Source organism: Acinetobacter baylyi DSM 14961 = CIP 107474, assembly GCF_000368685.1.
Classification (GTDB): Bacteria; Pseudomonadota; Gammaproteobacteria; order Pseudomonadales; family Moraxellaceae; genus Acinetobacter; species Acinetobacter baylyi.
Window position 1 is genome coordinate 405207 of the sequence record NZ_KB849627.1, and the last position, 25204, is coordinate 430410.

Below are 25204 nucleotides of genomic sequence, written 5' to 3' on the forward strand. Positions count from 1 at the left end.
CTAAAATTTAGAAAAATATTTATTCAAACGACTCACACAAGTCCAGCAACCGATTTGCATATCCCCACTCATTATCATACCAAGCAAAGACTTTTGCTTGGTGTCCCACAACCAATGTTTGTGTTAAATCGACAATCAATGAATAGGGTGAATGATTAAAATCACTAGAAACCAGCGGCTCATCTGTGACTGACATAATTTCACTATAATCCAGTCGTGCGGCTTGAACGAGTACTTCATTGAGACGATGTATCGTCATTGCAGATTGCGCCACAAAAGTTAAATCAATTGCAGCAACATTAATGGTTGGAACCCGAATAGAATAACCTTCTATACGATTTTCCATTTTTGGCAAGACCCGTTTTAATGCGCCTAGTGCACTTGATGTGGTCGGAATAATATTTTGACCAGATGCTCGTGCACGACGTAAATCACGATGTGCATGATCTAGCACAGACTGGTCTGCAGTCACGGCATGAATCTCAGTCATCAATGCTGTTTCAATTCCAAATGCATCATCAATAATTTTGACCAAAGGAACGAGTGCCTGTGTGGTACATGACACGCTGGAAATAATCCGATCAGTCGGTTTTACATCGGCATGATTAACACCATACACAATCGCTGCATCTACCTTATCAAAAGGTGCAGCGCCGATAATCACACGATTTGCCCCTGCCCCCAGATGTCGAATCGCATCTGAATGTGATCGGAATAATCCAGTACATTCAAGTACGACATCAATTTCAAGCGCACGCCAAGGCAGGTTTTCTGGCGCTTCTTCACGATATACCTGAACCTTGAGTACGCGATTATTTGCTTTAATATGCAAGATAACTTGTTCATTTTCCAACTCAACCTGAACTTCCCCATGAAATGGGCCATGCGTAGTGTCGTATTTAAAAAGATGAACCAGTGTTTTTACATCCGCAATATCATTGATCGCGACGATATCAAAGTTAAATGATTTCGGGCTTTCAAACCATGCACGTAAAACATTCCGACCAATCCGACCAAAACCATTAATGGCGATACGTTGCATGGTGAATCCTTCATGTACCCAAAATAAAATCACTATGGTAAAGGATTGATTCTATCGAAGATAGAGTAAACCACACCTCAACTCTGGTCATGGATCTTTCAAACAGGCTGTTTGTATTAAATTCACAGATAATTTTTTCTTTTTAGCGTCTTCATTCGTATACTTTTCAAGCAAACAGTTTTCTTGGTCTATGTGTCTCAAGATAATCAATTGTTTGAAAAATAACTTTTATATGCTTATTTTTTATTTTCCTGATTAAACCCTTACTCTACAAATTCCATAGAATTGTCATCATTCCTCTTTAAAATCATTGGTCGAATAGGTATTTTCCGTTATAATTTAGCGCTTTTTAATATTTATGCCACGCCACAATTTTGGTGATATTCAAGATAAATACCAAGTTGTGTGCATATAGCCTATTTTGAATCTATGGAGTGACTTGGTTGTGAGTACTCGTTTTATGACATCAGCTGAAATTCGTGAAGCTTTTTTGCGTTATTTTGAATCGCAAGGCCACACACGTGTCGCGTCGAGTTCACTTGTACCTGCCAACGACCCAACATTACTGTTTACCAATGCCGGAATGAACCAGTTTAAAGACTGTTTTTTGGGCTTAGAAAAACGTGATTACGTACGCGCAACAACATCACAAAAATGTGTGCGTGCTGGTGGTAAACATAACGATCTTGACAATGTTGGCTATACTGCCCGTCACCATACTTTCTTTGAAATGCTCGGCAACTTTTCATTTGGTGACTATTTCAAGCGTGATGCGTTGACATTTGCATGGGATTTTTTAACCAGTGAACAATGGTTAGGCTTACCTAAAGACAAACTCTATGTCACGGTTTATCACACCGATGACGAAGCTTATGATATCTGGAATAAAGAAATTGGCTTAGCAGCCGACCGCATTATCCGTATTGGTGACAACAAAGGCGAAAAATACGCATCAGATAATTTCTGGGCCATGGGTGATACTGGTCCATGTGGTCCATGTTCTGAAATTTTCTTTGACCATGGTGATCATATCTGGGGTGGTTTACCTGGCACACCTGAAGAAGATGGCGATCGTTTTATCGAAATCTGGAATAACGTTTTCATGCAGTTTAATCGTACTGCTGATGGCGTATTACATCCACTTCCAGCACCTTCTGTCGATACGGGCATGGGCTTGGAGCGTATTAGTGCAGTATTGCAACATGTCAACTCAAACTATGACATCGATTTATTTCAACACTTAATCAAATCTGCATGTGAAATTATTAACGTTAAAGATGAAGGACAACCTTCATTACGTGTGGTTGCAGATCATGCGCGCTCTTGCTGCTTCTTGATTGCCGATGGTGTCAATCCTTCTAATGAAGGTCGTGGTTACGTGCTACGCCGTATCATCCGTCGTGCAGTTCGTCATGGCAATAAGCTTGGTGCAACTGGTACATTTTTCTATAAAATGCTACAGCCACTCATTGATGTGATGGGCGATGCTTATCCTGAACTTAAAAATGATCAGGCACGCATTGAAGCAACCTTAATAAGAGAAGAAGAACAGTTTGCTAAAACACTTGAGCAAGGTTTGAAATTGCTTGAGGGTGAACTTACTCAACTTTCTGGAAAAGTCATTCCAGGTGAGACAGTATTCAAACTTTACGACACCTATGGTTTCCCAACCGATTTAACTGCTGATATTGCTCGTGAACGTGATTTAGAAATCGATGAAGTCGGTTTTGAACGTGAAATGGAAGCCCAACGTCGTCGTGCTCGTGATGCAGGTAAGTTTGCTGTCGACTATAACAGCATTGTCAAAGTTGAAGGCGAAACACAATTTGATGGCTATCATGCCACTGCAGGTCAAGGCGAAATCGTTGCCATTTATAAAGATGGCGAGCAGGTTGATGAAGTCGTTGAAGGCGATGAAGCATTAATCGTACTTAACCAGACTCCTTTCTATGCAGAAAGTGGCGGTCAAATTGGCGATACAGGTCTATTCAAAAACGATACTGGTATTTTTGAAGTTCAAGATACCAAAAAGTCTGGTGGCGCATTTGTGCATCAAGGTATCGTGACCATGGGTAGTCTAAAAGCAGCACAACATGTTGACGCGATCGTAAAAGCTGATATTCGTGCTGCAACTGCACGTAACCACTCAGCCACTCACCTTTTGCATGCTGCATTGCGTCAAATTTTAGGTACGCATGTACAGCAAAAAGGCTCACTGGTTGCCAGCGACATTCTGCGCTTTGACTTTGCCAATGATCAGCCAGTTTCATTTGAACAACTTCAAGAAATTGAACGTTTAGTAAATGCTGAAGTGATTGCAAACAGTGCTGTCACCACTGAACTTCTCGATATCGAATCTGCCAAGGCCAAAGGTGCAATGATGCTATTTGGCGAAAAGTATGGTGATGAAGTACGCGTACTTTCAATGGGTTCCGTCATAGATGAGCATAATTTCTCAATCGAATTATGCGGTGGTATTCATGTACAACGTACTGGTGATATTGGTCTGTTCAAGATTATCTCTGAAGGTGGTGTTGCAGCAGGTATCCGTCGTATTGAAGCGGTTACAGGTACTAAAGCACTTGAAGTTGTGCAAAAAGCTGATGCCGATATTCAACACATCAATAGTTTATTAAAAGCACAAAAAGATCAGACTGTAGAACGTGTTCAAGCTGCTGTTGAACAAACCTCAGCATTGCACAAGCAAATTGAACAACTGAACCAAAAGTTAGCAAACTTTCAGGCGGCCGAACTTTTAAGCCAAGTTCAAAATATTGCAGGTCGTTCTACCCTGATCACTACTGTTCAAAATATAGATGCGAAATCACTTCGCAACCTACATGACAGTGTGAAATCCAAATTAGAGGATGCTGTGATTGTACTGGCTGGACTTGAAGGCGATAAAATTAGCCTGATTGCCTCAGTTGCCAAACAATACACAGCACATCTAAAAGCAGGTGACATTATCAAGCATCTTGCAACCGAACTCGGTGGTAAAGGTGGTGGTAAACCTGACTTAGCACAAGGTGGCGCGCCACTAAACGAGAAGTTTGAACACGTCATTGCAGCACTACCTGCATGGCTTGAACAGCACTAAGACTTCACTTTTGTGTAACTGACCCTGAATAAGCCTCTCAGGGTCATGGCTTATATGGAACAACTATGGCATTAATCGTTCAAAAATATGGCGGTACTTCTATGGGTACTCCCGAGCGCATTTTAAATGTTGCTCGTCGTGTGAAGCGCTGGCATGATCACGGCCACAAAGTGGTTGTGGTTGTATCAGCGATGAGTGGCGAAACCAATCGCCTACTTGCTCTCGCGAAAGCCATTACCGATACCCCTGATCCGCGTGAACTCGACCAGATGGTCTCTACAGGCGAACAGGTGACGATTTCAATGTTAGCAATGGCACTCAATTCGATTGGTGTAGAAGCTAAATCATATACAGGTCGTCAAGTTGGTATTAAAACAGACAGCGCATATAACAAAGCACGTATTGAAGCGATTGATACCGATGTCATGACCAAAGATCTGGATGCTGGGCGTGTACTGGTTGTTGCAGGCTTTCAAGGTGTAGATGAAGAAGGTAATACAACCACCCTAGGTCGTGGTGGATCAGACACTACAGGTGTTGCACTTGCAGCAGCGCTCAAAGCAGATGAATGCCAGATCTACACTGACGTTGATGGCGTATATACTACCGATCCACGCGTTGCACCTAAAGCCAAAAAAGTTGATCGTATTTCATTTGAAGAAATGTTAGAAATGGCTTCTTTAGGTTCTAAAGTTCTTCAAATTCGCTCTGTTGAGTTTGCTGGCAAATATCAAGTGCCACTGCGCGTATTATCAAGCTTTGATAATGACAATGATGGTGCATTTGATGAAGAATTTAAACAAAACGTAGGTACGTTAATTACAACTGAGGCGGAAGATACAATGGAACAACCGATTATCTCTGGTATCGCATTTAATCGTGACGAAGCAAAATTAACCATCCTGGGTGTTCCAGATGAGCCAGGTATTGCCGCTAAAATTTTGGTTCCAATTAGTGCTGCCAACATCGAAGTTGACATGATCGTACAAAATGTCGAAGAAGATGGAACAACGGATTTTACATTTACGGTAAACCGTGGCGACTTGGCAAAAGCAAAGAAAATCCTTGAAGAAACTGCTTCAAATATCGGTGCTCGTGAAGTTTCAACACGTGATGATATTGTCAAAGTTTCAATTGTGGGTGTAGGTATGCGCTCACATGCAGGTGTTGCGAGTAAAATGTTTATGGCTTTGGCCGAAGAAAGCATCAACATTTTGATGATTTCGACTTCTGAAATTAAGGTTTCAGTACTCATCGAAGAAAATTATCTAGAGCTTGCTGTTCGTACACTCCATACTGCGTTTGGTTTGGATCGTGAACATGGCGAAAGCAGTGCACGTGCTTAAGGATTGATCAATCAACCTTGACTTAGTTTACTTTTCAAAGAATCGTGACAAAAAAACAGAGCCACTATAGTGTTTTTTATAGTGGCTCTGTTATATTAGCGTTTGTAGCTTTTTTAGAAAATTTCAACAGAATTTATAAGAAATTCTCATTTTCTAATAATTCTGTTAAAATTCTCTCAATTCCGAGGTTGTGTTTTCATTTTTGAAAAACTATCGCAGGTTTAGCATTTTGCAAGGAGATAAACATGCTGATTCTGACCCGTCGTGTCGGGGAAACATTAATGATTGGGGATCAAGTCAGTGTTACTGTGCTTGGTGTTAAAGGTAATCAGGTTCGTATTGGTGTGAATGCTCCGAAAGAAGTCTCTGTTCATCGTGAAGAGATTTATCAACGTATTCAACACGAACGTGCAATGCATGAACATCTTCAACATTTAGATCAAGATTATCAGCCTTCTTTTGAAGATGATAACTACTCACAAAATAATTTTAACCGTTAAAGTTATTTTTTAATTTTTCTCCCAAATTAAAGCGGCTAATCTAGCCGCTTTAAACATTTCTGAATTGCTAAAATTCTAAGATTAACAATCGATATTCAATGCCCGTCTTACAGGTGCATAGCTTCTACGATGCTCATCGACTACACCATGTATAGCAATTGCTTGAAAGTGTGCTTTAGTCGGATAGCCTTTATGTTTAGCAAATCCGAATAATGGATATTTCTCATCAAGCAGTTTCATTTGCTGATCTCGATATACTTTGGCAAGAATACTTGCAGCACTGATTTCAGCATGGCTCGCATCTCCACCTACAATTGCTTCACAGTGGATGGATATGCCCTTAGGAATCTGATTACCATCAACAAGCACTTTATCAGGCTGTATTTGCAATCCATCCACTGCCCTACGCATTGCCAGAAACGTTGCCTGTAGAATATTCAACTCATCAATTTCAATATGGTTTGCTTCAGCAATTGACCATGCCAAAGCCTTCTCCTGTATCTCTACGAAAAGCTTCTCTCGTTTTTTCTCAGTCAGTTTTTTTGAATCATTTAGTCCATCGATTGGGTTATGAGGATCCAAAATTACCGCGGCAGCAACAACCGACCCAACCAGCGGACCACGACCAGCTTCATCAACACCTGCAATCATTATCATGATATCTGACTTATTTTTTACCAAATGTTTCATTAATACATGACGTAACTGTATTTGATACGACTTGCTGTACCACAGAAGCGCGTGCATTTGGATCAAAAGTCGCTGTTGCCAAATCTACTGCAGTCACACTGTAAGGAGCTTTTTCACTTACACAACCACAGATTTCAGTTTGTGTATTTTGTCGTTGATTTTCAGTCATCAATTTAGATGCTACTTGCCATGCAGGAATGCTATTAATTTTATTGATACATTCTGCATTTACCGCAATTTTTAAAGCGGTCATACCCAGTTGTTGCGTGGTATTGGCAGTCGTATTCTCATTCACGGAAGCCGTTGTCGCACAGCCACCGAGCGCTAACATACAAGCAGAAATAAGAAAAATAGAGCTTTTCATCGATGTTTCCAGAAAAAATTTTAGCTATTTTGCCTAAAGACTATATGATATGAAATAAATATTTTGTATTAAGCTTTAATTTATTCAATCATGATTATCCTCATACCATCCTGCTGCTAATTGTTCTATTTAAAATACGCTTCGTTACAACTCCTTCGTTTTAAACAGCATTTTTTCCGTTTATTCTCGCTAAATATTTAGCAATTGAACAGGACATAAAATTCATGTCTAACTCTAGCCAGTATTACACCCGCACTGCGCAGTTTTTACACTGGATCATGGCAATTATTTTTATTAGCGCATGGATTATTGGATTTTATAGCGGTAATTTTCTAAATTATGAGACGGATGGGAGTTTTAAAGGGGATGTGATTACTTTACATAAGAACATTGCGACTACGATTATCTTCTTGGTAATGATACGTATTTTCTGGCGTTACACACATCCTACGCCAGAGTTACCAGCGACAATGTCACCGCTTATGAAAAAATTGGCACATTTAGGTCATCTTGCATTATATGTAATATTAATTGCATTACCCATTAGTGGATGCTTTTACAGTTGGAGCGCAGGCCATCCAGCACCCGTACTTTATTTATTCAATATTCCTCAATTAATTGGTGAGAATCCTGAAATCATGGCTATTGCAAAACCAGTCCATGTTTATCTATCATGGTTTGCAGGTTTGATGGTTGCAGGTCATATTCTTGCTGCACTCAAACATCATTTTATTGATAAAGATAATGTTCTTAAGAGCATGATCAAACAATCTCGTTGAACATCGGGTATTTATAGACATAAAAAATGCATCTTTTAAGATGCATTTTTTTATTTAAATCTGGTTGATTTCTTCAATCCAGTTTTGTTTCTCTTCTTCATCAATAAATGAAGCTTCAAAAGAATTAATGGCCAGTTTTTTCAACTCTTCATTTGATAAATCTAAAGCAGCTTGAATTGCCACAAAGTTATCGTTCATATATCCCCCAAAGTAAGAAGGATCATCAGAATTTACTGTCACATGTACCCCCTGATTAAGCAAACGACGAATATTGTGTTCTTTCATATCGTTTACAACACAAAGTTTCAAATTGCTTAAAGGACACACGGTTAGAGGCATTTTTTCCTGAATCAATCTTTGCATTAAAGCAGGATCTTCTTCTGAACGTACCCCATGATCAATACGATTCACCTTCAGTAAATCTAATGCTTCCCATACGTATTCAGGCGGCCCTTCTTCACCAGCGTGTGCCACAACCAAAAAGCCTTCTTCACGTGCTTTTTCAAATACCCGAGCAAACTTTGAAGGCGGATGACCAACTTCGCTGGAATCAAGTCCAACTGCAATAATATCAGCTTTGTAAGGTAACGCCTGTTCAAGCGTTTTAAATGCATCTTCTTCGCTTAAATGACGCAAAAAGCACATGATCAAATGTGAGCTAATGCCTAAATGCTCCTTTGCATCTTTACATGCTCGCTTCAAACCATTAAGCACAATTTCAAATGAAACACCGCGCTCGGTATGGGTTTGTGGATCAAAGAACATCTCTGTATGTACCACACGATCTTCGGCACATTTTTTAAAGTAAGCCCACGCAAGATCATAAAAATCCTGCTCATTGATCAGAACATTAGCCCCTGCATAATAGATATCTAAAAATGACTGTAAATTATGAAAATTATAAGCTTTTTTAATTTCCTCTACAGATTTATAAGGAATATCGATATGATTACGCTGCGCAATCTCAAACATAAGTTCAGGCTCAAATGTACCTTCGATATGTACGTGCAATTCAGCTTTAGGCAAGGCACGAATAAGTTCTGATTGATTCATCCAGACTCCAGAAAAAAGAAAAAGGGTGTATTACTCTACACCCTTTAGTTGAATAAGAAAAATTAACCGCCAAATGCTGCAAATTTAAAAGCCCAAAGTACGGCAATAATCCAGACCATATAAGGAACAGATTTAGCTTTACCAGTCAGCAGTTTGATCAAGGCATAGCTAATAAAGCCCATCGCAATACCATCTGCAATTGAATAGGTAAATGGCATAAATACAATGGTTAGAAACGCAGGAACAGCTTCGGTAATATCATCCCAGTCAATATTGGTAATGCCGTGGATCATCAACACACCCACAAACAGCAACGCAGGCGCAGTTGCAAAACCAGGAACAGATTGGGCTAAAGGCGACAAAAACAAACAAGCAATAAATAGTGCAGCGACAACCACCGCAGTCAGCCCAGTACGGCCACCAGCAGCCACGCCAGAGGCAGATTCGATATATGGCGTAGTCGAAGAGGTTCCTAAGGCAGCACCTGCGACAATCGCGGTAGAGTCAGCAAATAATGCTTTTTTCAAGCGAGGTAATTTACCGTCTTGTAGTAAACCTGCACGATGTGATACTCCCACCAATGTTCCTGTACTGTCAAAAAGATCGACCAGAAAGAAAACAAAGATGACACCGACCATGGTTGCAGTAAATAGACCTTCAAAATCCATTTGCAAGAAAGTCGGTGCAAGTGAAGGAATCGCGCCAACGACCCCTTTAAACTGGTTCAAACCCATCAATGTTGATATTGCAGTAATGGCGAGGATACTGATAATAATCGCACCACGCACCTTAAACTGATGTAATACCACAATAATCAGGAAACCCAGAAAAGCCAGTAATACTGTTGGTGATTTTAAATCGCCCAAGCCTACCAGTGTGGCTTGATTTGCAACAATAATACCTGCATTTTTTAATGCAATGAGTGCAAGGAACAATCCAATTCCACCACCAATCGCAAATTTGAGAGACATGGGAATAGCATTAACAATTGCTTCACGAATTTTAAAAAAGCTAATGGCTAAAAAAACAATACCCGATAGAAAAACTGCAGCCAATGCTGTTTGCCAAGGCACACCCATCCCTAAACAAACAGAATAGGTAAAGTACGCATTAAGTCCCATACCTGGGGCAAGTGCAATTGGATAATTTGCAATCAAACCCATGACAAGGCAACCAATTGCAGCAGCTAAACAAGTGGCAACAAATACAGCGCCATGATCCATACCTGTTTCAGACAGAATCAATGGGTTTACAATGATGATGTAACACATGGTTAAAAATGTAGTTACACCCGCAAGAACTTCAGTTCTAAAGTTTGTTTTATTTTCGCTGAGCTTAAATAAGCGTTCCAACAAACTAGCTGAAGGGTTAGGAGTTGTCATAACATCGCCCTATGAGAAAATTGAGCATTTCGTAATTTCGTGTGCATATGCTTCAGGATGAAATTTTTTTTAGGCATCCTAAATTTTAAACATATGAATCCTTTATAGACTAAGCAATGCTTATGCCAACAATCTGACAAACGGTCGGTATAACCGATTGATCAAACTATTATAAGTAAAACCGCATAGTCATCATAAACAGAAAGAAGCCGCATAAATATGCGGCTTCTCCAACCCAACGATTAAGTACTTGTCTTCATAGTCACACACCGCAAGTACTTAATGACTTTTACAAATTATAACACATTGATTTTGTTTTGTTTATTTTTTTAAAAATGCATCTTTTCAAGATTAATTACACAACAAATCAACTACTTATTTTTCCCAATGGTCAAATAATTTAAAAATTTTCTTTTTTTAATGACTGATAAATCAGTTTGTGACTCAAATGATTTGGATTGGTTTCAATTGTATTAATCCCTTTCTCTGCGTCGTGAATAATATTCAGGATTTCTTCCCGCTTTTTTGCCCGAGATTCCGCATAAATGCTATACCCTAGAACGAGTACAACTCCAACAAACGAGATAACCACAATTTTTTTCATACATCCCAATTCTTAATCATAAGATTCAATCTGCCCATCAACTCGCCATATCTTAATACTTGATCATCAAATCACTGGCAGAGTGTACATTTGCACATGCCATTCTAAATAAAAAATTAAACTTTCACCACATTTTGTGACATACATCACAAAATATTTACTCACTGAATTGAATATAGCTCAACTTTATAAAATAAAATTTAAGCTAATGATTTGATTTTTAAGCTGCTTAAGTGATTCATTTTCATTCTGTACTCATTGGTCATTTTGCTATAATTTTGAAGGTTTAATATATCCTATACATGTGTATGTTTTTAACACTTATTCAATCATTAGAACATCGATTTCTTCTTTTTTTGTTAATGATTAAATATATTTATTTGATTTAATTTTTATTTTATAAAATTCAGTCAAAAATTAGATTTAGCATTTTTTCTAATCTAGGTAATGATACCAATTCATGCTAGACTTTATATCATATTTCCTCCTTTTCTATTTATATTCAACATGACATCTACGCCACCTTAATTGACATAACAACTTCCCCATCAATTAAATTCATCACTGCTTAGTGATGTGGTGTAGTCGCGTGTGTAAATATCACATCACTAGCCTGTTTAAGACATCCTTATCTATAGGCTACTTATGTTTCAACAAATTTATCAGGAATGGTTCTCCAATATTCGTGCAGATGTACTTGCCGGATTAGTGGTCGGATTAGCACTTATCCCTGAAGCTATTGCATTTTCAATTATTGCTGGTGTAGATCCACAAGTTGGACTATATGCGTCTTTTTCTATGGCAGTCGTGATTGCCTTTATGGGTGGTCGCCCTGCGATGATCTCAGCAGCAACAGGTGCAATGGCCTTGGTTATGGTGAGCTTGGTCAAAGAGCATGGTCTGAATTATCTGTTTGCAGCCACCATTCTTACTGGCATTATCCAGATTATTGCTGGACAGCTCAAACTTGCCAAACTGATGAGATTCGTCTCAAAATCGGTTGTTATTGGTTTTGTCAATGCACTTGCAATTTTGATCTTTATGGCTCAGCTTCCAGAACTGATCCATGTATCTGGTCAAGTTTATCTATTTGTTGCATTAGGTTTAGCGATCATTTATTTGTTTCCCTATATTCCAAGAATTGGAAAATTAATCCCCTCCCCAATGGTTTGTATTATCACGATTACATTTTTAGCTCTTATTTTTAGCGCTAATGTCCGTACTGTTGGTGATATGGGACATTTACCCAATACTTTACCGCACTTTTTTGTACCAGATATTCCATGGAATCTTGAAACATTATGGATCATCCTGCCATATTCTAGTGCATTAGCAGCAGTTGGCTTGCTGGAATCTATGATGACCGCGACTATTGTCGATGAGCTGACCAATACATCAAGCAATAAACATCGTGAATGCAAGGGACAAGGAATCGCCAATATTGTTACTGGGTTTATGGGGGGGATGGCCGGATGCGCTATGATTGGGCAGTCTATGATTAATGTTAAATCAGGGGCACGTGCTCGTCTTTCAACCTTCGTGGCTGGGGTGTTTTTACTGATTCTAGTGGTATTTATCAGCGATTGGTTAAAAGTCATCCCGATGGCAGCTTTGGTTGCAGTCATGATCATGGTATCGATAAGTACTTTTGACTGGGGCTCAATCAAAAACTTTAGACGTAATCCAAAGAGCAGTAATATCGTGATGCTCACTACAGTTGTGGTGGTGGTCGCGACACATAATCTGGCGATTGGCGTATTGGTCGGCGTATTACTCTCTGCCCTATTTTTAGCTCAGAAGCTTGAAAATGATGTTCGTGTCGAAACCACATTACATCAAAACACTCGTATTTATGATGTGCGTGGGCAACTCTTTTTTAGCTCATCTGAACGCTTCGCAAAAGCTTTCGATTTTCAAGAGAATGTAGCGCATGTGATTATTGATCTTACCCATTCTCATATCTGGGATGTTACTACAGTGGCTAGCCTCGATCATATTGTCGATAAATTTCAAAAAAATGGTATTCAAGTGACTGTAAAAGGACTGAATGAAGCCAGTTCAATCATGATTGAGCAATATGGCACACACTCTAAAATCTGATTTTTAATTTTGAAAAGCCTCCTATATAAGATACTAGGAGGCTTATTAACCAGGCTGCTTAACTTTAGAACTGATAATTTAAACGAACCAATACATTACGTGGCGTTCCAGGTAGGTCAGCAGATCGCCAATATTTTTTATCTGTCAAATTATTAATAGCCAAAGTAACATTCCATGGATCTGCACTATAGCCTATCGCAGCATCTACACGCGAAAAACCATCAATATGCACAGGTGTAGAGTTTAGATTGCCATTTTGGTAAGAATAGAACGATCCTTGATAGGTCACACCTGATTCAACATATACACTTTCGATTGGTAAATAACGAATAAACAGGTTTCCTGTATTTTTCGATACCTTATCAAGTGGCGCATTTACCGTGTTTGGATATTGAACATTGTCTTTAACCTTTGCATCTGTGTAGCCATAGCCTCCACGAACAAATACGTTATCCAGCATTCGTCCAATAAAACCAAACTCTAAACCTTTCGATTGATGCTCACCTGCAACAGCCCAAAGATCAGGCTGATTATCACGGTCAGGCTGATAACGTATGTTATGTTTACGAATATCAAAGACTGAAAATTGTGTATTGAGTCGCTGATCTAACCAGTCACTTTTAACTCCAATCTCAAACTGATCATTAAATTGTGGCTCGGCATTCACCACGTTAGAAGAAACGGAGTTTACCGCTACAGATCCACCAAAAGGAGCAAAACTACGACTATAGGAAGTATAAAAGCTATGTGCAGATACGGGCTGCCAAATCAATCCAACGTTTGGACTAAACGTACCTTCCTGTTTAGCGTAATATTCATCAACATCCAGTTTATTTTTTACTTTTACCTGAGTAGATGAATCATAAACGTCATACCTGCCACCCAGTAACAATTTAATCTGATCATTAAAACTAATCAAATCTTGGGCAAAGAACCCAAGATTCAGACCTTCACTCAGATTATGAGTGGTCATTTGCGCATTATTTCGATCAAATGTCTCTATGACTTGCCCTGTGTAAGGGTTGAAATAACCATATAAGGAAATACTACCACTTGAGTAATTTCCTAACTTTGGTTCGCGTATTTCTTTTGTGACATCTGTTCCCAGCATCACATTATGCTGAATGGGACCTGTATTCAACTCCCCTGTAATATCAAAAGTATTGGTGATGGTTTTATTCATGGTTTGCTGCCAAGCATAACTCTGACGAATAAAACCTTGATATAAACAGGTCGCAGATTGAACTGTACAATAGGTTCCACCAAAGTAATTATCAAAGTTTTGATAAGCTTGACGATAACTTAAGGCCCAATGAAAATTCCAGTTAGGCACATACTCATATTTAAGATCTGTACGAATAACTTGAGATTCATCATCAATAAAATCACCTTGATGAGCAAAACCCTGCCTGATTGAAGGAAACACGTTATTTTTTGCCAAATCAAAATAAGATGGCCCACGATCTGGCACACGGTGCAATTTATCGTAGGTATATTGTGTCGTCCAGAGTAATGTTTGATCATCATTTCGATAAGTTATACTCGGTGATACCATTACTTGGCGTTGTTCTATGCCACGTCTAAAGCTATCGGCCTCTGCATACTCACTGGTTAAGCGCACTGCCCAGTTCTCGTTAATCGCCTGATTCAAATCTAGAGTCGTGCCATGATTATTCCATGAACCAGCATATACCCCGATCGAGCTTTTTGAGTCAAAGTTGGCATACTTACTCACCATATTGATTACACCGCCACCACCACTACGGCCATATAAAACAGAGGCTGGCCCTTTTAATATCTCGATTCGTTCGATATTGGCAGTACTGCGACGAATCTGCCCGCTGTCACGAATACCATCACGATAGATATCACTGGTATCCGCATTAAAACCACGTAAAACTATACCATCTCCACGAGTATCATAATTCGTGGAGATGCCTGGTGTACCTTGCAACATGACACTTAGATCATTTGCTCCATATATCTTGTATTTCTGAACATCAATCGTATCAATGGTCTGCGGAACATCCTTCTTTTTTAAGCCACTACGCGTTACATTCGCTTGATCGTAATCAATGTAACTTTTGATTGGATCTAGCTCACTCATGGCCTCAATCTTTAAAGTAGGTAAAACAGCTGTAATCTTGCTTGCTTCTGAAGTATCTGTTGCCATGACATGTTGTGTTTGCAAAATCATCAAACTCAATACACTGTACTTAAATGCTGCTTGACCTGGATGAAAAAATAAAAAATGTTGAAACATTAAAATTTACCCAAAATGAAGGGAGATGAAAAATAGAATTTTAATGCAAAAAGTTCTCATTTGCATTACATTTTTCATACAATTACTTCATAAAAAATTAAGATTCAGATAGGTCTTTCGACCATATGTTCATACCAAAGGTCTTTAATTACTTCTTTTAAAACAAGTAAATTCTATTAAATAGTTATTTAATCGCATGAAATTATTTATTTTTTATCCACAAAATTTATCCATAATTCAGTATAATTATTTATTCTCTTGATTTACATAATAATAGTTAAAAAATGCCATCTTCTTGTTGTATAACTTTTATGCAAATAATTATTTTGAAATTAAAAAGATCGATTTTGCAATTCCCTAAAGTAATTAATTTATTATATATATTCGGGCTTAAAATCTTATAACTTGATAATTAATTCAAAAGTTAAAATACAGTTTAATGTAAGGACAGATATAGATGAATATTATTTTAATTGATTTAAGTCAATCCATCTCAAAAAACTTAGGGATCAAAACAATTGGTCTCGCACCTAAAGTGGGTGAATGGATTGAGCTTAATCATGAAAAGACATCTGCAATCTATGAAATTTTAACCATCGTTCATCGTACAGATAATACCCCAGAAGTATACATTCGATACTTAGGGCAACTTCCCGATCTTCTTAAACAACGGTTTCAAGCAGGACAAAGCTTTAGCTTAGAGCAATGGGATCAATGTTTTAATTGATATTATCCCTGTTTTAGCATGATGGATAGTTTGAATTTCAACCTATCTATCATACTAATCAAAATGGTATTTAACAAAGTTAATTTTTTATATTAACCACCTCAAATCACGGATAAGAATTCTTCTTTAAAATCATACAATAAAAGCAGTTTTGTGCTTATTGTTTAAAATTCTATACTCAAGTTATTGACTTTATTTTTCTCAAAATGATGGATCTCTCTTAAAATATCGGATTGTGTTTCGTTAAGCAGGCTTCTGGTTAATTATAAGTGTGATTAAATTATTTAAACAATGTATGTATTTATAGTTTTTAATCATGTTTACATCGTTTGCATTTTATACAATTAACCACTTAGATTTGAATAAAAGTTTTCATATACCCATTTCTAAAATGTTAACAAGATACCTGAGCAAAATGCTGGATTATTTCATATTGTAATTCGCCTTGTAGTTATTTGTATTTGATTTTATTATGAAATTGAAAGACGATTGAACCAATGACTCTTTCAACTCTAGCTTGATCTTGCTTTTGAACGTTTTATAAGAATTATTGATAACATAGGAATATAACATTATGAGTTACCAACATATTTTAGTTCCAGTTGACGGCTCTGATATCTCTTTGGCAGCATTCCGACAAGCTGCATCCATTGCCAAAGCTTTTGGGAGCAGATTAACTGCAATCAGTCTATTGGCTGTTGATCCGTTTAGTGGTGTTGATTTCTACTATGTATCACCAATCATGAAAGATTATTTCATTGAAGCACAAGCCAAAGCAGAAGAAACGCTCAATCACTTGAGTGCTATAGGCGCAGAATATGGCGTTGCCGTTGAGACACAAATTGTGAAAGGTGAGGTATCTGCTGAAGGCATTATTAATACAGCAGAAGAACTCAAGATTGACTTGATTGTTATGGGTTCTCATGGCCGTAAGGGCATCCAAAAATTCTTCCTAGGAAGTTTTGCCCAAGATGTATTAGGAAATACTGAACTTCCGGTATTAATTGTTAAAAAATAGTCTTTTAAGCATGTCTGGTAGAAATATTTTCTATCAGACATTTTGATCTATATGTTTCTGCTCAATAATTTTAATCTTAATATATTTGAATGAAATAAGCACTTTTTAGAAAATTTGTGATTTTATGTTCAAAGTTGTCTATTGTTATATATCTGTCACACATCAATGAGATAAAATCTTAAACTCCAAGGTTTTAAGGTCATTTCCAATGTCTCTTCGTAAAGGAATTTATAAACACTACAAAGGGCAACTTTATCAAGTATTACATGTTGCAAAGCATAGCGAAACTGAAGAGCAACTCGTCATTTATCAATGTTTGTATGGTGATTACTCAATCTGGGCTCGCCCCCTAAGCATGTTTACTGAAACCGTAGAAGTGGACCAGCATATTATTCCACGTTTCCAATTTCTCCACCCAGTAGAATAATAATAATCTTTTAAATAATGAATAACTTATGAGAATTTGAAAATGCCAAAATTACCTTTTATACAACGTGTTTCTGATTTATATGATCAGTTTCAAAAACATGATGCAAAGCAGACAGATCGTTTACTGCGTTATCGCAATATTGAACCCGATTCGGCTCAATTTTTATCTATGTTGATTCGAATACAACACTCAAAAAATATTCTTGAAATTGGAACGTCTACAGGTCATTCCACACTGTGGCTAGCAGAAGCTGCACAACAAACTCAAGGAAAAGTAACTACACTTGAAATAGAGCCTGCACGAAGCCAACAGGCTGCAATGTTTGCACAAGAACTCGGCGTAAATCAATACGTTGATTTTTGGATAGGTGATGCAGCAGATTATTTAAGTGAGTCCATTGAAGTTTTTGATTTGATTCTTCTTGATGCCGAGAGAAGCTTTTATTCAGGTTACTGGGAAGATTTAAAGCGTTTGATAAAACCACATGGTGGTATATTAATTGTTGATAACGTCATTTCTCATGCGACAGAAGTGAAGCCATTTCTTGAAATCATTCGTCATGACTCACGATTTATGAGTACAACCATCGCACTGGGTGCGGGACTATTTATGGTCGTTTCACAATAAGTAGAAATTTTATAAAATTGAAACCCTGTTAAAGTGCAAATCAAATTCGATATATTTATGAACAAAAGCGGCCTTATCGTGTGCCCTTAATAAATTGTCATATATAAAAAGTGGTACAGGATGATATAAATCTCCTGTGCCATTTTCATAAAAAATCTTCAAATGGCGTGTATTGGCATCATATTTCCAAGACTTTACACTCACAAGTTTATGCATATAAGCTCCTGTGTTGAAATCAAGAAATGAATCAAGTTTAAATTGTGCTGTATTGTTTGACATTACTTGAAACGATATATGATACAAAGAGAAAATTTGTAAACCTTAAAGTCCAATTACTTTATATGTTATTTAAGTTCTAAAATTCAAAAAACCGATTAAAACAATAAAAACATACTGTTTCACCTATTCTAACTTTTATCGTATGATCCTCATCAAGTTAAAGAATTTACTCCTTTGGAGCTTCAACATGTTAGACCAAAATATCAAAACTCAACTTAAAGCTTATTTAGAACGTTTGGAAAGCCCAATTGAATTGGTCGCTGCACTCGATGACTCAGACAAAGCTGCCAAAATCAAAGAACTGGTCACTGAAATTGCAGAACTCTCCAACCAGGTGACAGCACGTTTTGATGGTCAGAATACACGCCGTCCAAGTTTCGGTATTGCCAAAGCCGGTGAACAACCTCGTGTGTTCTTTGCAGGCTTGCCGATGGGGCATGAGTTTACCTCACTCATTCTGGCATTGTTACAAACCTCAGGTTATGCACCTAAAGTGTCTGATGAAATCTTAAACCAGATTAAAGGCCTTAACTTAAAAGCTGATTTTGATGTGTTTGTTTCTTTAAGCTGTCATAACTGTCCAGACGTGGTCCAGGCGTTAAACTTGATTGCGATCTATAATCCAAACAGTACTGCGACCATGATTGATGGTGCTTTCTTTCAGGATGAAGTCGAAGAACGCAAAATCATGGCCGTACCAATGGTGTTCCAGAATGGCAATCACATCGGTCAGGGTCGTATGACGCTAGAGGAAATTGTCGCGAAACTGGACAGCAATGCTGCTGAGAAAGATGCCGCTGCCATTAATGCAAAAGATGCCTTTGATGTATTGGTCGTAGGTGCTGGTCCTGCTGGTGGTACTGCCGCGATCTATGCAGCACGTAAAGGTATTCGTACTGGTATGATTGCCGAGCGCTTTGGTGGTCAGGTGATGGACACCATGGACATTGAAAATTTCACCTCTGTACAAAAAACGGTGGGGCCAAAGTTTGCTGCGGATATGGAAGCACATGTCCGTGAATATGATGTTGATATCATGAATTTGCAACGTGTCAGTAAGATCGTGGGTGCAGATCAAACTGCTTCAGGTCTGGTTGAAGTTGAACTGGAAAATGGGGCTAAGGTTGAATCAAAAACCGTGATTTTATCGACGGGTGCGCGCTGGAGAAAAATGGGGGTTCCTGGTGAGCAGGAATATGCCACTCGTGGTGTCGCATATTGCCCACACTGTGATGGTCCATTGTTTAAAGGCAAGAAAGTTGCGGTGATTGGTGGAGGTAACTCGGGTGTCGAAGCTGCAATTGATTTAGCAGGAATTGTTGAGCATGTAACGCTGGTGGAATTTGATACCAAACTTCGTGCAGACCAGGTATTGCAGGACAAGCTAAATAGTTTGCCAAATGCGACCATTATTACCAATGCACTTTCTACAGAGGTGATCGGTGATGGTGCTCAAGTGACGGGTTTGAAGTATAAAGACCGTGCGACAGATACAGAACACACGATTGAGCTGGCAGGGATTTTTGTACAGATTGGCTTGTTACCAAACACTGACTTTCTTAAAGGTTCGGTAGAGTTAAGCCCACGAGGTGAGATCATCATCAATGAGCGCAATGAAACCAATGTGAAGGGTGTGTTTGCAGCAGGTGACTGTACCACAGTGCCGTACAAGCAGATCATCATTGCCACAGGTGAAGGTGCCAAAGCGTCTCTGTCTGCTTTTGATTATATTATTCGTCATGGCTGATTAATCTCTATTTATAAGCTCACTTTTTATAAGGCTTATCTCCCTCGATAGATAAGCCTTTTTTTTTATTGCATTTTTTAACATTTTATTTACAAATATAAAGCACTTCCCTCTCCCATTTAAGCTTAACATTTAGTCTTCCATGTTTATTGGATGCCAAAATAGAAGGAATAAACAATGAAAAAATTAATGATGATCATGGGTATTGCTGCTGCCGTAACATTAGTTGGATGTAGTAAAGAAAAAGCACCAGAAACTGGTGCAACGACTGGCCAGCATTTAGAAAATGCTGCGACTCAAGCAGGCCATGACGTTGAGCATGCTACTTCTGATGCTGCCGCAAAAATTGATGCTGCAACAAATACTGCAGTTACCAAGATTGATGCTGCTGCCGATCATGCTGCTGCATCAACAGAACATGCTGCTGATAAAGCAGAAGTTGCTACTCGTGATGCTGCTCACGACGCTGCTGCTTCTGTAGAAAAGACTGCTAAAAATGTGAAAGAAGATGCTAAGAACTAAGTATCACCACATAAAAAATCCCACATAATGTGGGATTTTTTATGTCAGACGGATTAGAAAATTAAGCGTCTGGCGCAGCACTATATTGTTCAACCAATGGTTTTAACTCACCATTTTGGAACATTTCCAACATGATATCGCTACCACCGATGAGTTCGCCATTAACCCATAATTGAGGGAACGTTGGCCAGTTTGCAATCGCAGGAAGTGTTGCGCGAATATCTGGATTCTCCAGAATATTCACATACGCAAATGGGCGCCCAATTTGACTGAGTGCTTCAACTGCACGTGCAGAAAAACCGCACTGTGGAAATTGTGGCGTGCCTTTCATATAAAGCAATACCGCATGTTTAGCAATTTGATCACGAATTAACGCTTCTGTATCACGCGCTTGTTCAGTCATAGATAAATCCTCAACTAATCTCATCACATTATACCTAAAAGTATTCAAACAGTGTGACCGATCATGAGATTTCTATTTTAATTTTGGTTTTACTCTTTCATTCCGTGATGGTTTTTGCTTATATAAACCCTCCTATTCATTTCATTCACAGATAAGAGCACGTCATGAATCACATCACCCTCGCCCCTGTACAATCTGATCAACCTACACATTTGATGGCAACCTATGGCCGCCAAGCGATCAGTTTTGTTCGAGGCCGTGGATCTTATCTATATACAGAAGATGGAACTGAGTATCTTGATGCGCTAACAGGAATTGCAGTATGTGGTTTAGGCCACGCCCATTCTGTCATTGCAGAAGCCATTGCAGAGCAAGCTGCGACGCTCGTACACACCAGTAATATTTTTGAAATTCCTTGGCAAACAGCAGCAGCACAAAAGCTAGCCGAAGTTTCAGGCATGCAAGAAATTTTCTTTTCAAATAGTGGTGCAGAATCAAATGAAGGTGCAATCAAAATTGCACGCAAATATGGTTCGCAACAAGGTATCCAGCATCCAAAGATTATTGTTGCCGAAAAATCCTTTCATGGCCGTACCTTAGCGACCTTATCCGCTACAGGAAATGCCAAAGTGCAGGAAGGTTTTTTCCCCCTAGTTGAAGGTTTTATCCGTGTACCATTTGGTGATATTGAAGCTATTCAGGAAGCTGCTCTCCATCACCCTGATATTGTTGCAATTTTAGTTGAACCAATTCAAGGTGAAGGCGGAATCAATACTGCGCCACAAGGCTTTAGCTATTTAGAAGAAATTCGAGCGTTATGTAACCAACACAATTGGCTAATGATGCTTGATGAAATTCAAACAGGTAATGGACGTACAGGTAAATTTTTTGCTTATCAACACACCAATATTACACCAGATGTACTCACAACTGCCAAAGGCTTAGGTAACGGCTTCCCTGTCGGAGCAGTCATGACTCAAGGAAAAGCCGTAGGTTTACTAGGGCCTGGTAGTCATGGTTCGACGTATGGTGGCACTGTATTGGGTTCTCGTGTGGTATACACTGTAATTGATACGATTCAGAAAGAAAACGTGGTTGAAAACGCCGATAAAATGGGTCGATATATTGTCGAGCAATTACGTCAGGCATTTAATGAACTTGATATACAAGTACGTGGATTTGGCATGATGATTGGTATTGAATTACCTAAGCCGTGTGCAGAACTAGTCAACATTACTCGCGATGAATATAAACTGATTGTCAATGTAACTGCGGGCAATGTTGTGCGTTTACTTCCACCACTTAACATGTCCAAAGATCAAGCCGATGACTTGATCAATCGTTTGGTTCCAGCAATTCAGAACTTTCTTGCTGCTTAATCTGAATATCTTTAATGCAATAAAAAAGCCGCTTAAGCGGCTTTTTTATTGCATTAAGAAACTTCCTGTAAATTACGACCACCTGGCAACTGACTAAAATATTGCTTAAGTGCATCCAGACAGCGATGAATCTTCATTGGCTGTTGTTCACGTTTTTGCGTAAGCGCATATAACGTAAATGCAGGCAGATTCCACTCAGGTAACACTTCGACCAGTGAACCATTAATGAGTTCTTTCTGTACATCCAGATATAAAATTCTGGCAACGCCATGACCATGCTGACAAAGCGATTTCGCTATAAACACATTATTTGTTTGTAAACGATTTTTCATTTCAATATCAATGCTTTCTCCAGTGGATAGATGCTGGAATGAAAGATGTTGATAACCGCTCATAAGATTGACTGGAATCAGATCATGATTCATCAAATCTTCAGGACGAGAAATAGGCGCCGATTGATTAAGATAACTGGGTGAAGCCACTAAAATCTGGTCTACACGGACCATCGGAATGGCATTTAAACTTTGATCGTCAATACGTGGGCTCATTCGAATTGCAATATCAATACGCCCTTCGATAAGATCTATATAACGATGATCAGCTTCAAAATGAACAGATAATCCACGATGCGCAGACATCCAATGTGATAATGCAGGAACAACGTGGAGAGCCCCTAATTCAGGTGTCGTCGCAATACGAAGATCCCCGATTAAATCATCTCTTAATTCATTAATACGAATTTTTCCACGCTCTGCAGCAGCGAGCATTTCTTGACAGCTATGGAAAAAGGCTTGTCCAGCTTCAGTTAAGCTTAACTTACGGGTAGAACGATGTAAAAGCGTGACATCCATCTCTTGTTCTAGTGACCGAATTTGCTGGCTGACAGCACTAGTGGTAATCCCCAGATTACGCGCAGCGCCGCTGAACGAGCTTTTCTCTACAACACAAGCAAATACTCCCATTGCTCGAAGTTGATCTAACATAAATTTCCCTCTGAACTTATGAGATGCTCCCTATCAAAATATGATAAAAGCAACTCGTTGTATTATACGGAGAAATCTATGTTTTGCATTATTTAATTCATATTTCCTATTAGTTAATTGGGATAATATTGGCAGGATTAATCGGTTTACCATCTAAACGAACCTGGAATTCAAGCATGATACGGTCAGCACCTGATGAGCCCATTTCGGCAATTTTTTGGCCTGCAGTGACGTTATCTCCGCTCTTCACCAGCATTTTACTGTTGTGTGCATAAGCTGTGATATAGCCATCGACATGCTTAATTAAAACTAAATTGCCGTATTCTTTTAAACCATCTGCGGCATAAACCACCTGACCATTTGCAGCAGCTAAAACAGGATCACCCACATTGCCACCATAACGAATTCCTTTGACATTACTTGCCAAATTAAAATTCTGAATTACAGGGCCCGTTGATGGCTTCACCCAACGTAAGTTTGAAGCTGCTTTAGGTACAACAGGTACTGTCGTTGTAGCTGGCGGTAAATTTTGTACTGATCGTGATGGAGATGTCTGAGCAGTTGTTGTAGGTAAATTAATGGTTTGGCGTTGAATTGGTGCCGTTTGTGCCATAGGTTGAGTCGCTACAGTTCGACGATTACTGGAACCTTTTAAACGCAATGATTGGTTGACATAAATACGATACGGCGGCGCAATGTCATTGAGTTCTGCAACATTGAGATAATTTAGCCCATAACGTGCAGCAATCCCGCTTAAGGTATCTCCAGCCCGAACCGTATAATAATCAGGTGCATTTGTATAACGGACAGGTTGATTGATCTGGGGTTTTGAAGCACATCCTGTGATTGCAAGCGTACCAACAACCGCAGCAGACAACATTATTGTTTTGATGAATGTAAAGGGGAAAACAGTAAATTCCTGATGTTGTCGAAGCAATTGCATTTATCTCCCTCTCGGATCAAGAAAATCGAACAAATATTTGCACTAAGATTACCAAAAAAGAATGAATAAACGAGTTTCTCATTCTTTTTTTCACAAAGTTACAACACTTAAATGACGTACAGTTATAGCTCTAGCCTATATATGTTTGTAAGTCTTCCAAGATATCGTAATTGGTCGCGTCCATCTGAATAGGTGTAATACTCACGTAACCATTTGCAACTGCAAAAAAATCAGACTGAATATGAGATGACGTTTTTTTCGGGTCTGTCACTGCTTCACCAGCCAGACCAATCCAGTATACCTGGCGACCACGCGGATCGACATGACTGGTAATCGGCTTGGATTGAGCACGTAATCCCTGATAAGTCACTCTCTCGCCTTTTAATGCTGCAACATCTGGGATATTAATATTAAGAATATGACGTGGTGGTAAATTGGGCAGGCCTTTCTGAATAAAATCATGTACCCATTTTGCTGCTACTGCATAATCATGAGCATGCTCATAAGAACGCACATTACTTCCTGCTAGCGATACAGCAATAGCTGGCTGTTTCATCAAGCGACCTTCAAATGCGGCCCCAACCGTCCCCGAATAAAGCACATCATCTCCGAGATTAGCTCCACTATTAATCCCGCTGACCACCAGATCAAACTCAAAGTCAAACAATCCATTCATGGATAGATAGACGCAATCTGCTGGTGTTCCATTTACAGCCCAAACATCTTCCGAGATTTGGATTGGGCGCAAAGGGCGATCAAGTGTTAATGCGCTTGAATAACCACTTCTTTCACTTTCTGGTGCCACAATTACGACACGACCTAATGGTTTTAGTGCGTGTGCAAGTGCTTGTATCCCGGGTGCAAATACACCGTCATCATTCGCAATTAAAATATTCACAGCAGTTGACTCGATTCATCTAAGAGTA

Annotated in this window: 24 protein-coding genes; 12 read left to right on the forward strand and 12 right to left on the reverse strand. The window is 38.9% G+C overall.

What is annotated here, in order from left to right; all coding sequences use genetic code 11:
* Positions 1 to 19: 19 nt before the first annotated feature.
* The gene (locus F952_RS08970) at positions 20 to 1042 is read right to left on the reverse strand and encodes a type I glyceraldehyde-3-phosphate dehydrogenase (RefSeq protein ID WP_004925980.1); all 1023 of its coding nucleotides are present in this window, start codon (positions 1040 to 1042) and stop codon (positions 20 to 22) included.
* A 460-nt stretch (positions 1043 to 1502) separates the two neighbouring features.
* Here F952_RS08970 and alaS point away from each other — a divergent pair, with 460 nt between their 5' ends.
* From alaS to csrA, 3 genes are all read left to right on the forward strand, one after another.
* A complete protein-coding gene (gene alaS, locus F952_RS08975) occupies positions 1503 to 4139 on the forward strand; it encodes an alanine--tRNA ligase (protein WP_004925983.1) in 2637 nt (878 codons plus the stop codon).
* 65 nt (positions 4140 to 4204) lie between these two features.
* Positions 4205 to 5485 (forward strand): aspartate kinase, encoded by a 1281-nt coding sequence (locus F952_RS08980; protein ID WP_004925986.1) that lies wholly within the window; start codon positions 4205 to 4207, stop codon positions 5483 to 5485.
* A 245-nt stretch (positions 5486 to 5730) separates the two neighbouring features.
* Positions 5731 to 5985 carry a carbon storage regulator CsrA gene (gene csrA, locus F952_RS08985; protein WP_004925987.1) on the forward strand — a complete coding sequence of 85 codons (255 nt, stop codon included), beginning with the start codon at positions 5731 to 5733 and terminating at the stop codon, positions 5983 to 5985.
* 81 nt (positions 5986 to 6066) lie between these two features.
* On the opposite strand, the gene rnhB is transcribed toward csrA, so the two are convergent.
* On the reverse strand, positions 6067 to 6639 hold the full coding sequence (gene rnhB, locus F952_RS08990) for a ribonuclease HII (protein WP_026056954.1): 573 nt from the start codon (positions 6637 to 6639) through the stop codon (positions 6067 to 6069).
* A 13-nt stretch (positions 6640 to 6652) separates the two neighbouring features.
* Positions 6653 to 7039: a hypothetical protein gene (locus F952_RS08995; protein ID WP_004925990.1), complete on the reverse strand. Its 387-nt coding sequence runs from the start codon at positions 7037 to 7039 to the stop codon at positions 6653 to 6655.
* Positions 7040 to 7263: 224 nt separating this feature from the next.
* On the opposite strand from F952_RS08995, the gene F952_RS09000 reads away from it, so the two are divergent.
* On the forward strand, positions 7264 to 7818 hold the full coding sequence (locus F952_RS09000) for a cytochrome b (protein WP_004925993.1): 555 nt from the start codon (positions 7264 to 7266) through the stop codon (positions 7816 to 7818).
* A gap of 54 nt (positions 7819 to 7872) precedes the next feature.
* On the opposite strand, the gene F952_RS09005 is transcribed toward F952_RS09000, so the two are convergent.
* The 3 genes from F952_RS09005 to F952_RS09015 all read right to left on the reverse strand — a co-directional run bounded on the left by F952_RS09005 (position 7873) and on the right by F952_RS09015 (position 10857).
* Positions 7873 to 8871, reverse strand: a complete 999-nt coding sequence (locus tag F952_RS09005) for an adenosine deaminase (RefSeq protein WP_004925995.1) — start codon at positions 8869 to 8871, stop codon at positions 7873 to 7875.
* A gap of 62 nt (positions 8872 to 8933) precedes the next feature.
* Complete coding sequence (locus tag F952_RS09010; RefSeq protein ID WP_004925997.1) at positions 8934 to 10253, reverse strand: NCS2 family permease; 1320 nt, start codon at positions 10251 to 10253, stop codon at positions 8934 to 8936.
* Positions 10254 to 10653: 400 nt separating this feature from the next.
* The gene (locus F952_RS09015; RefSeq protein ID WP_004925998.1) at positions 10654 to 10857 is read right to left on the reverse strand and encodes a hypothetical protein; all 204 of its coding nucleotides are present in this window, start codon (positions 10855 to 10857) and stop codon (positions 10654 to 10656) included.
* Between the two features lie 645 nt (positions 10858 to 11502).
* Here F952_RS09015 and F952_RS09020 point away from each other — a divergent pair.
* Positions 11503 to 12957 (forward strand): SulP family inorganic anion transporter, encoded by a 1455-nt coding sequence (locus F952_RS09020; RefSeq protein WP_004926000.1) that lies wholly within the window; start codon positions 11503 to 11505, stop codon positions 12955 to 12957.
* Positions 12958 to 13021: 64 nt separating this feature from the next.
* Here the strand turns inward: F952_RS09020 and F952_RS09025 are convergent, their stop codons facing one another.
* A complete protein-coding gene (locus F952_RS09025) occupies positions 13022 to 15220 on the reverse strand; it encodes a TonB-dependent receptor (RefSeq protein WP_004926001.1) in 2199 nt (732 codons plus the stop codon).
* A 457-nt stretch (positions 15221 to 15677) separates the two neighbouring features.
* Between F952_RS09025 and F952_RS09030 the strand changes: the two genes are divergently transcribed.
* From F952_RS09030 to F952_RS09045, 4 genes are all read left to right on the forward strand, one after another.
* Positions 15678 to 15947 carry a hypothetical protein gene (locus F952_RS09030; protein ID WP_004926004.1) on the forward strand — a complete coding sequence of 90 codons (270 nt, stop codon included), beginning with the start codon at positions 15678 to 15680 and terminating at the stop codon, positions 15945 to 15947.
* Positions 15948 to 16521: 574 nt separating this feature from the next.
* The gene (locus F952_RS09035) at positions 16522 to 16965 is read left to right on the forward strand and encodes a universal stress protein (RefSeq protein WP_004926008.1); all 444 of its coding nucleotides are present in this window, start codon (positions 16522 to 16524) and stop codon (positions 16963 to 16965) included.
* A 208-nt stretch (positions 16966 to 17173) separates the two neighbouring features.
* On the forward strand, positions 17174 to 17392 hold the full coding sequence (locus F952_RS09040; RefSeq protein ID WP_004926010.1) for a DUF1653 domain-containing protein: 219 nt from the start codon (positions 17174 to 17176) through the stop codon (positions 17390 to 17392).
* Positions 17393 to 17434: 42 nt separating this feature from the next.
* Positions 17435 to 18022 carry an O-methyltransferase gene (locus F952_RS09045; protein ID WP_004926015.1) on the forward strand — a complete coding sequence of 196 codons (588 nt, stop codon included), beginning with the start codon at positions 17435 to 17437 and terminating at the stop codon, positions 18020 to 18022.
* 9 nt (positions 18023 to 18031) lie between these two features.
* Here the strand turns inward: F952_RS09045 and F952_RS09050 are convergent, their stop codons facing one another.
* On the reverse strand, positions 18032 to 18238 hold the full coding sequence (locus tag F952_RS09050; RefSeq protein WP_004926016.1) for a KTSC domain-containing protein: 207 nt from the start codon (positions 18236 to 18238) through the stop codon (positions 18032 to 18034).
* A 250-nt stretch (positions 18239 to 18488) separates the two neighbouring features.
* Between F952_RS09050 and ahpF the strand changes: the two genes are divergently transcribed.
* Positions 18489 to 20048 carry an alkyl hydroperoxide reductase subunit F gene (ahpF, locus tag F952_RS09055; protein WP_004926019.1) on the forward strand — a complete coding sequence of 520 codons (1560 nt, stop codon included), beginning with the start codon at positions 18489 to 18491 and terminating at the stop codon, positions 20046 to 20048.
* Positions 20049 to 20225: 177 nt separating this feature from the next.
* On the forward strand, positions 20226 to 20570 hold the full coding sequence (locus tag F952_RS09060) for a hypothetical protein (RefSeq protein ID WP_004926022.1): 345 nt from the start codon (positions 20226 to 20228) through the stop codon (positions 20568 to 20570).
* 61 nt (positions 20571 to 20631) lie between these two features.
* Here the strand turns inward: F952_RS09060 and grxD are convergent, their stop codons facing one another.
* Positions 20632 to 20973 carry a Grx4 family monothiol glutaredoxin gene (gene grxD, locus F952_RS09065; RefSeq protein ID WP_004926026.1) on the reverse strand — a complete coding sequence of 114 codons (342 nt, stop codon included), beginning with the start codon at positions 20971 to 20973 and terminating at the stop codon, positions 20632 to 20634.
* 164 nt (positions 20974 to 21137) lie between these two features.
* On the opposite strand from grxD, the gene F952_RS09070 reads away from it, so the two are divergent.
* Positions 21138 to 22352 carry an aspartate aminotransferase family protein gene (locus tag F952_RS09070; RefSeq protein ID WP_004926034.1) on the forward strand — a complete coding sequence of 405 codons (1215 nt, stop codon included), beginning with the start codon at positions 21138 to 21140 and terminating at the stop codon, positions 22350 to 22352.
* Between the two features lie 53 nt (positions 22353 to 22405).
* Here F952_RS09070 and F952_RS09075 read toward each other — a convergent pair whose 3' ends face one another.
* The 3 genes from F952_RS09075 to surE form a co-directional block, all read right to left on the reverse strand.
* Positions 22406 to 23335, reverse strand: coding sequence for a LysR family transcriptional regulator (locus F952_RS09075; protein ID WP_004926036.1), 930 nt, complete (start codon positions 23333 to 23335; stop codon positions 22406 to 22408).
* Positions 23336 to 23444: 109 nt separating this feature from the next.
* On the reverse strand, positions 23445 to 24278 hold the full coding sequence (locus F952_RS09080; RefSeq protein ID WP_004926038.1) for a peptidoglycan DD-metalloendopeptidase family protein: 834 nt from the start codon (positions 24276 to 24278) through the stop codon (positions 23445 to 23447).
* 130 nt (positions 24279 to 24408) lie between these two features.
* Positions 24409 to 25176 carry a 5'/3'-nucleotidase SurE gene (surE, locus tag F952_RS09085; RefSeq protein WP_004926046.1) on the reverse strand — a complete coding sequence of 256 codons (768 nt, stop codon included), beginning with the start codon at positions 25174 to 25176 and terminating at the stop codon, positions 24409 to 24411.
* Between the last annotated feature and the right edge of the window lie 28 nt (positions 25177 to 25204).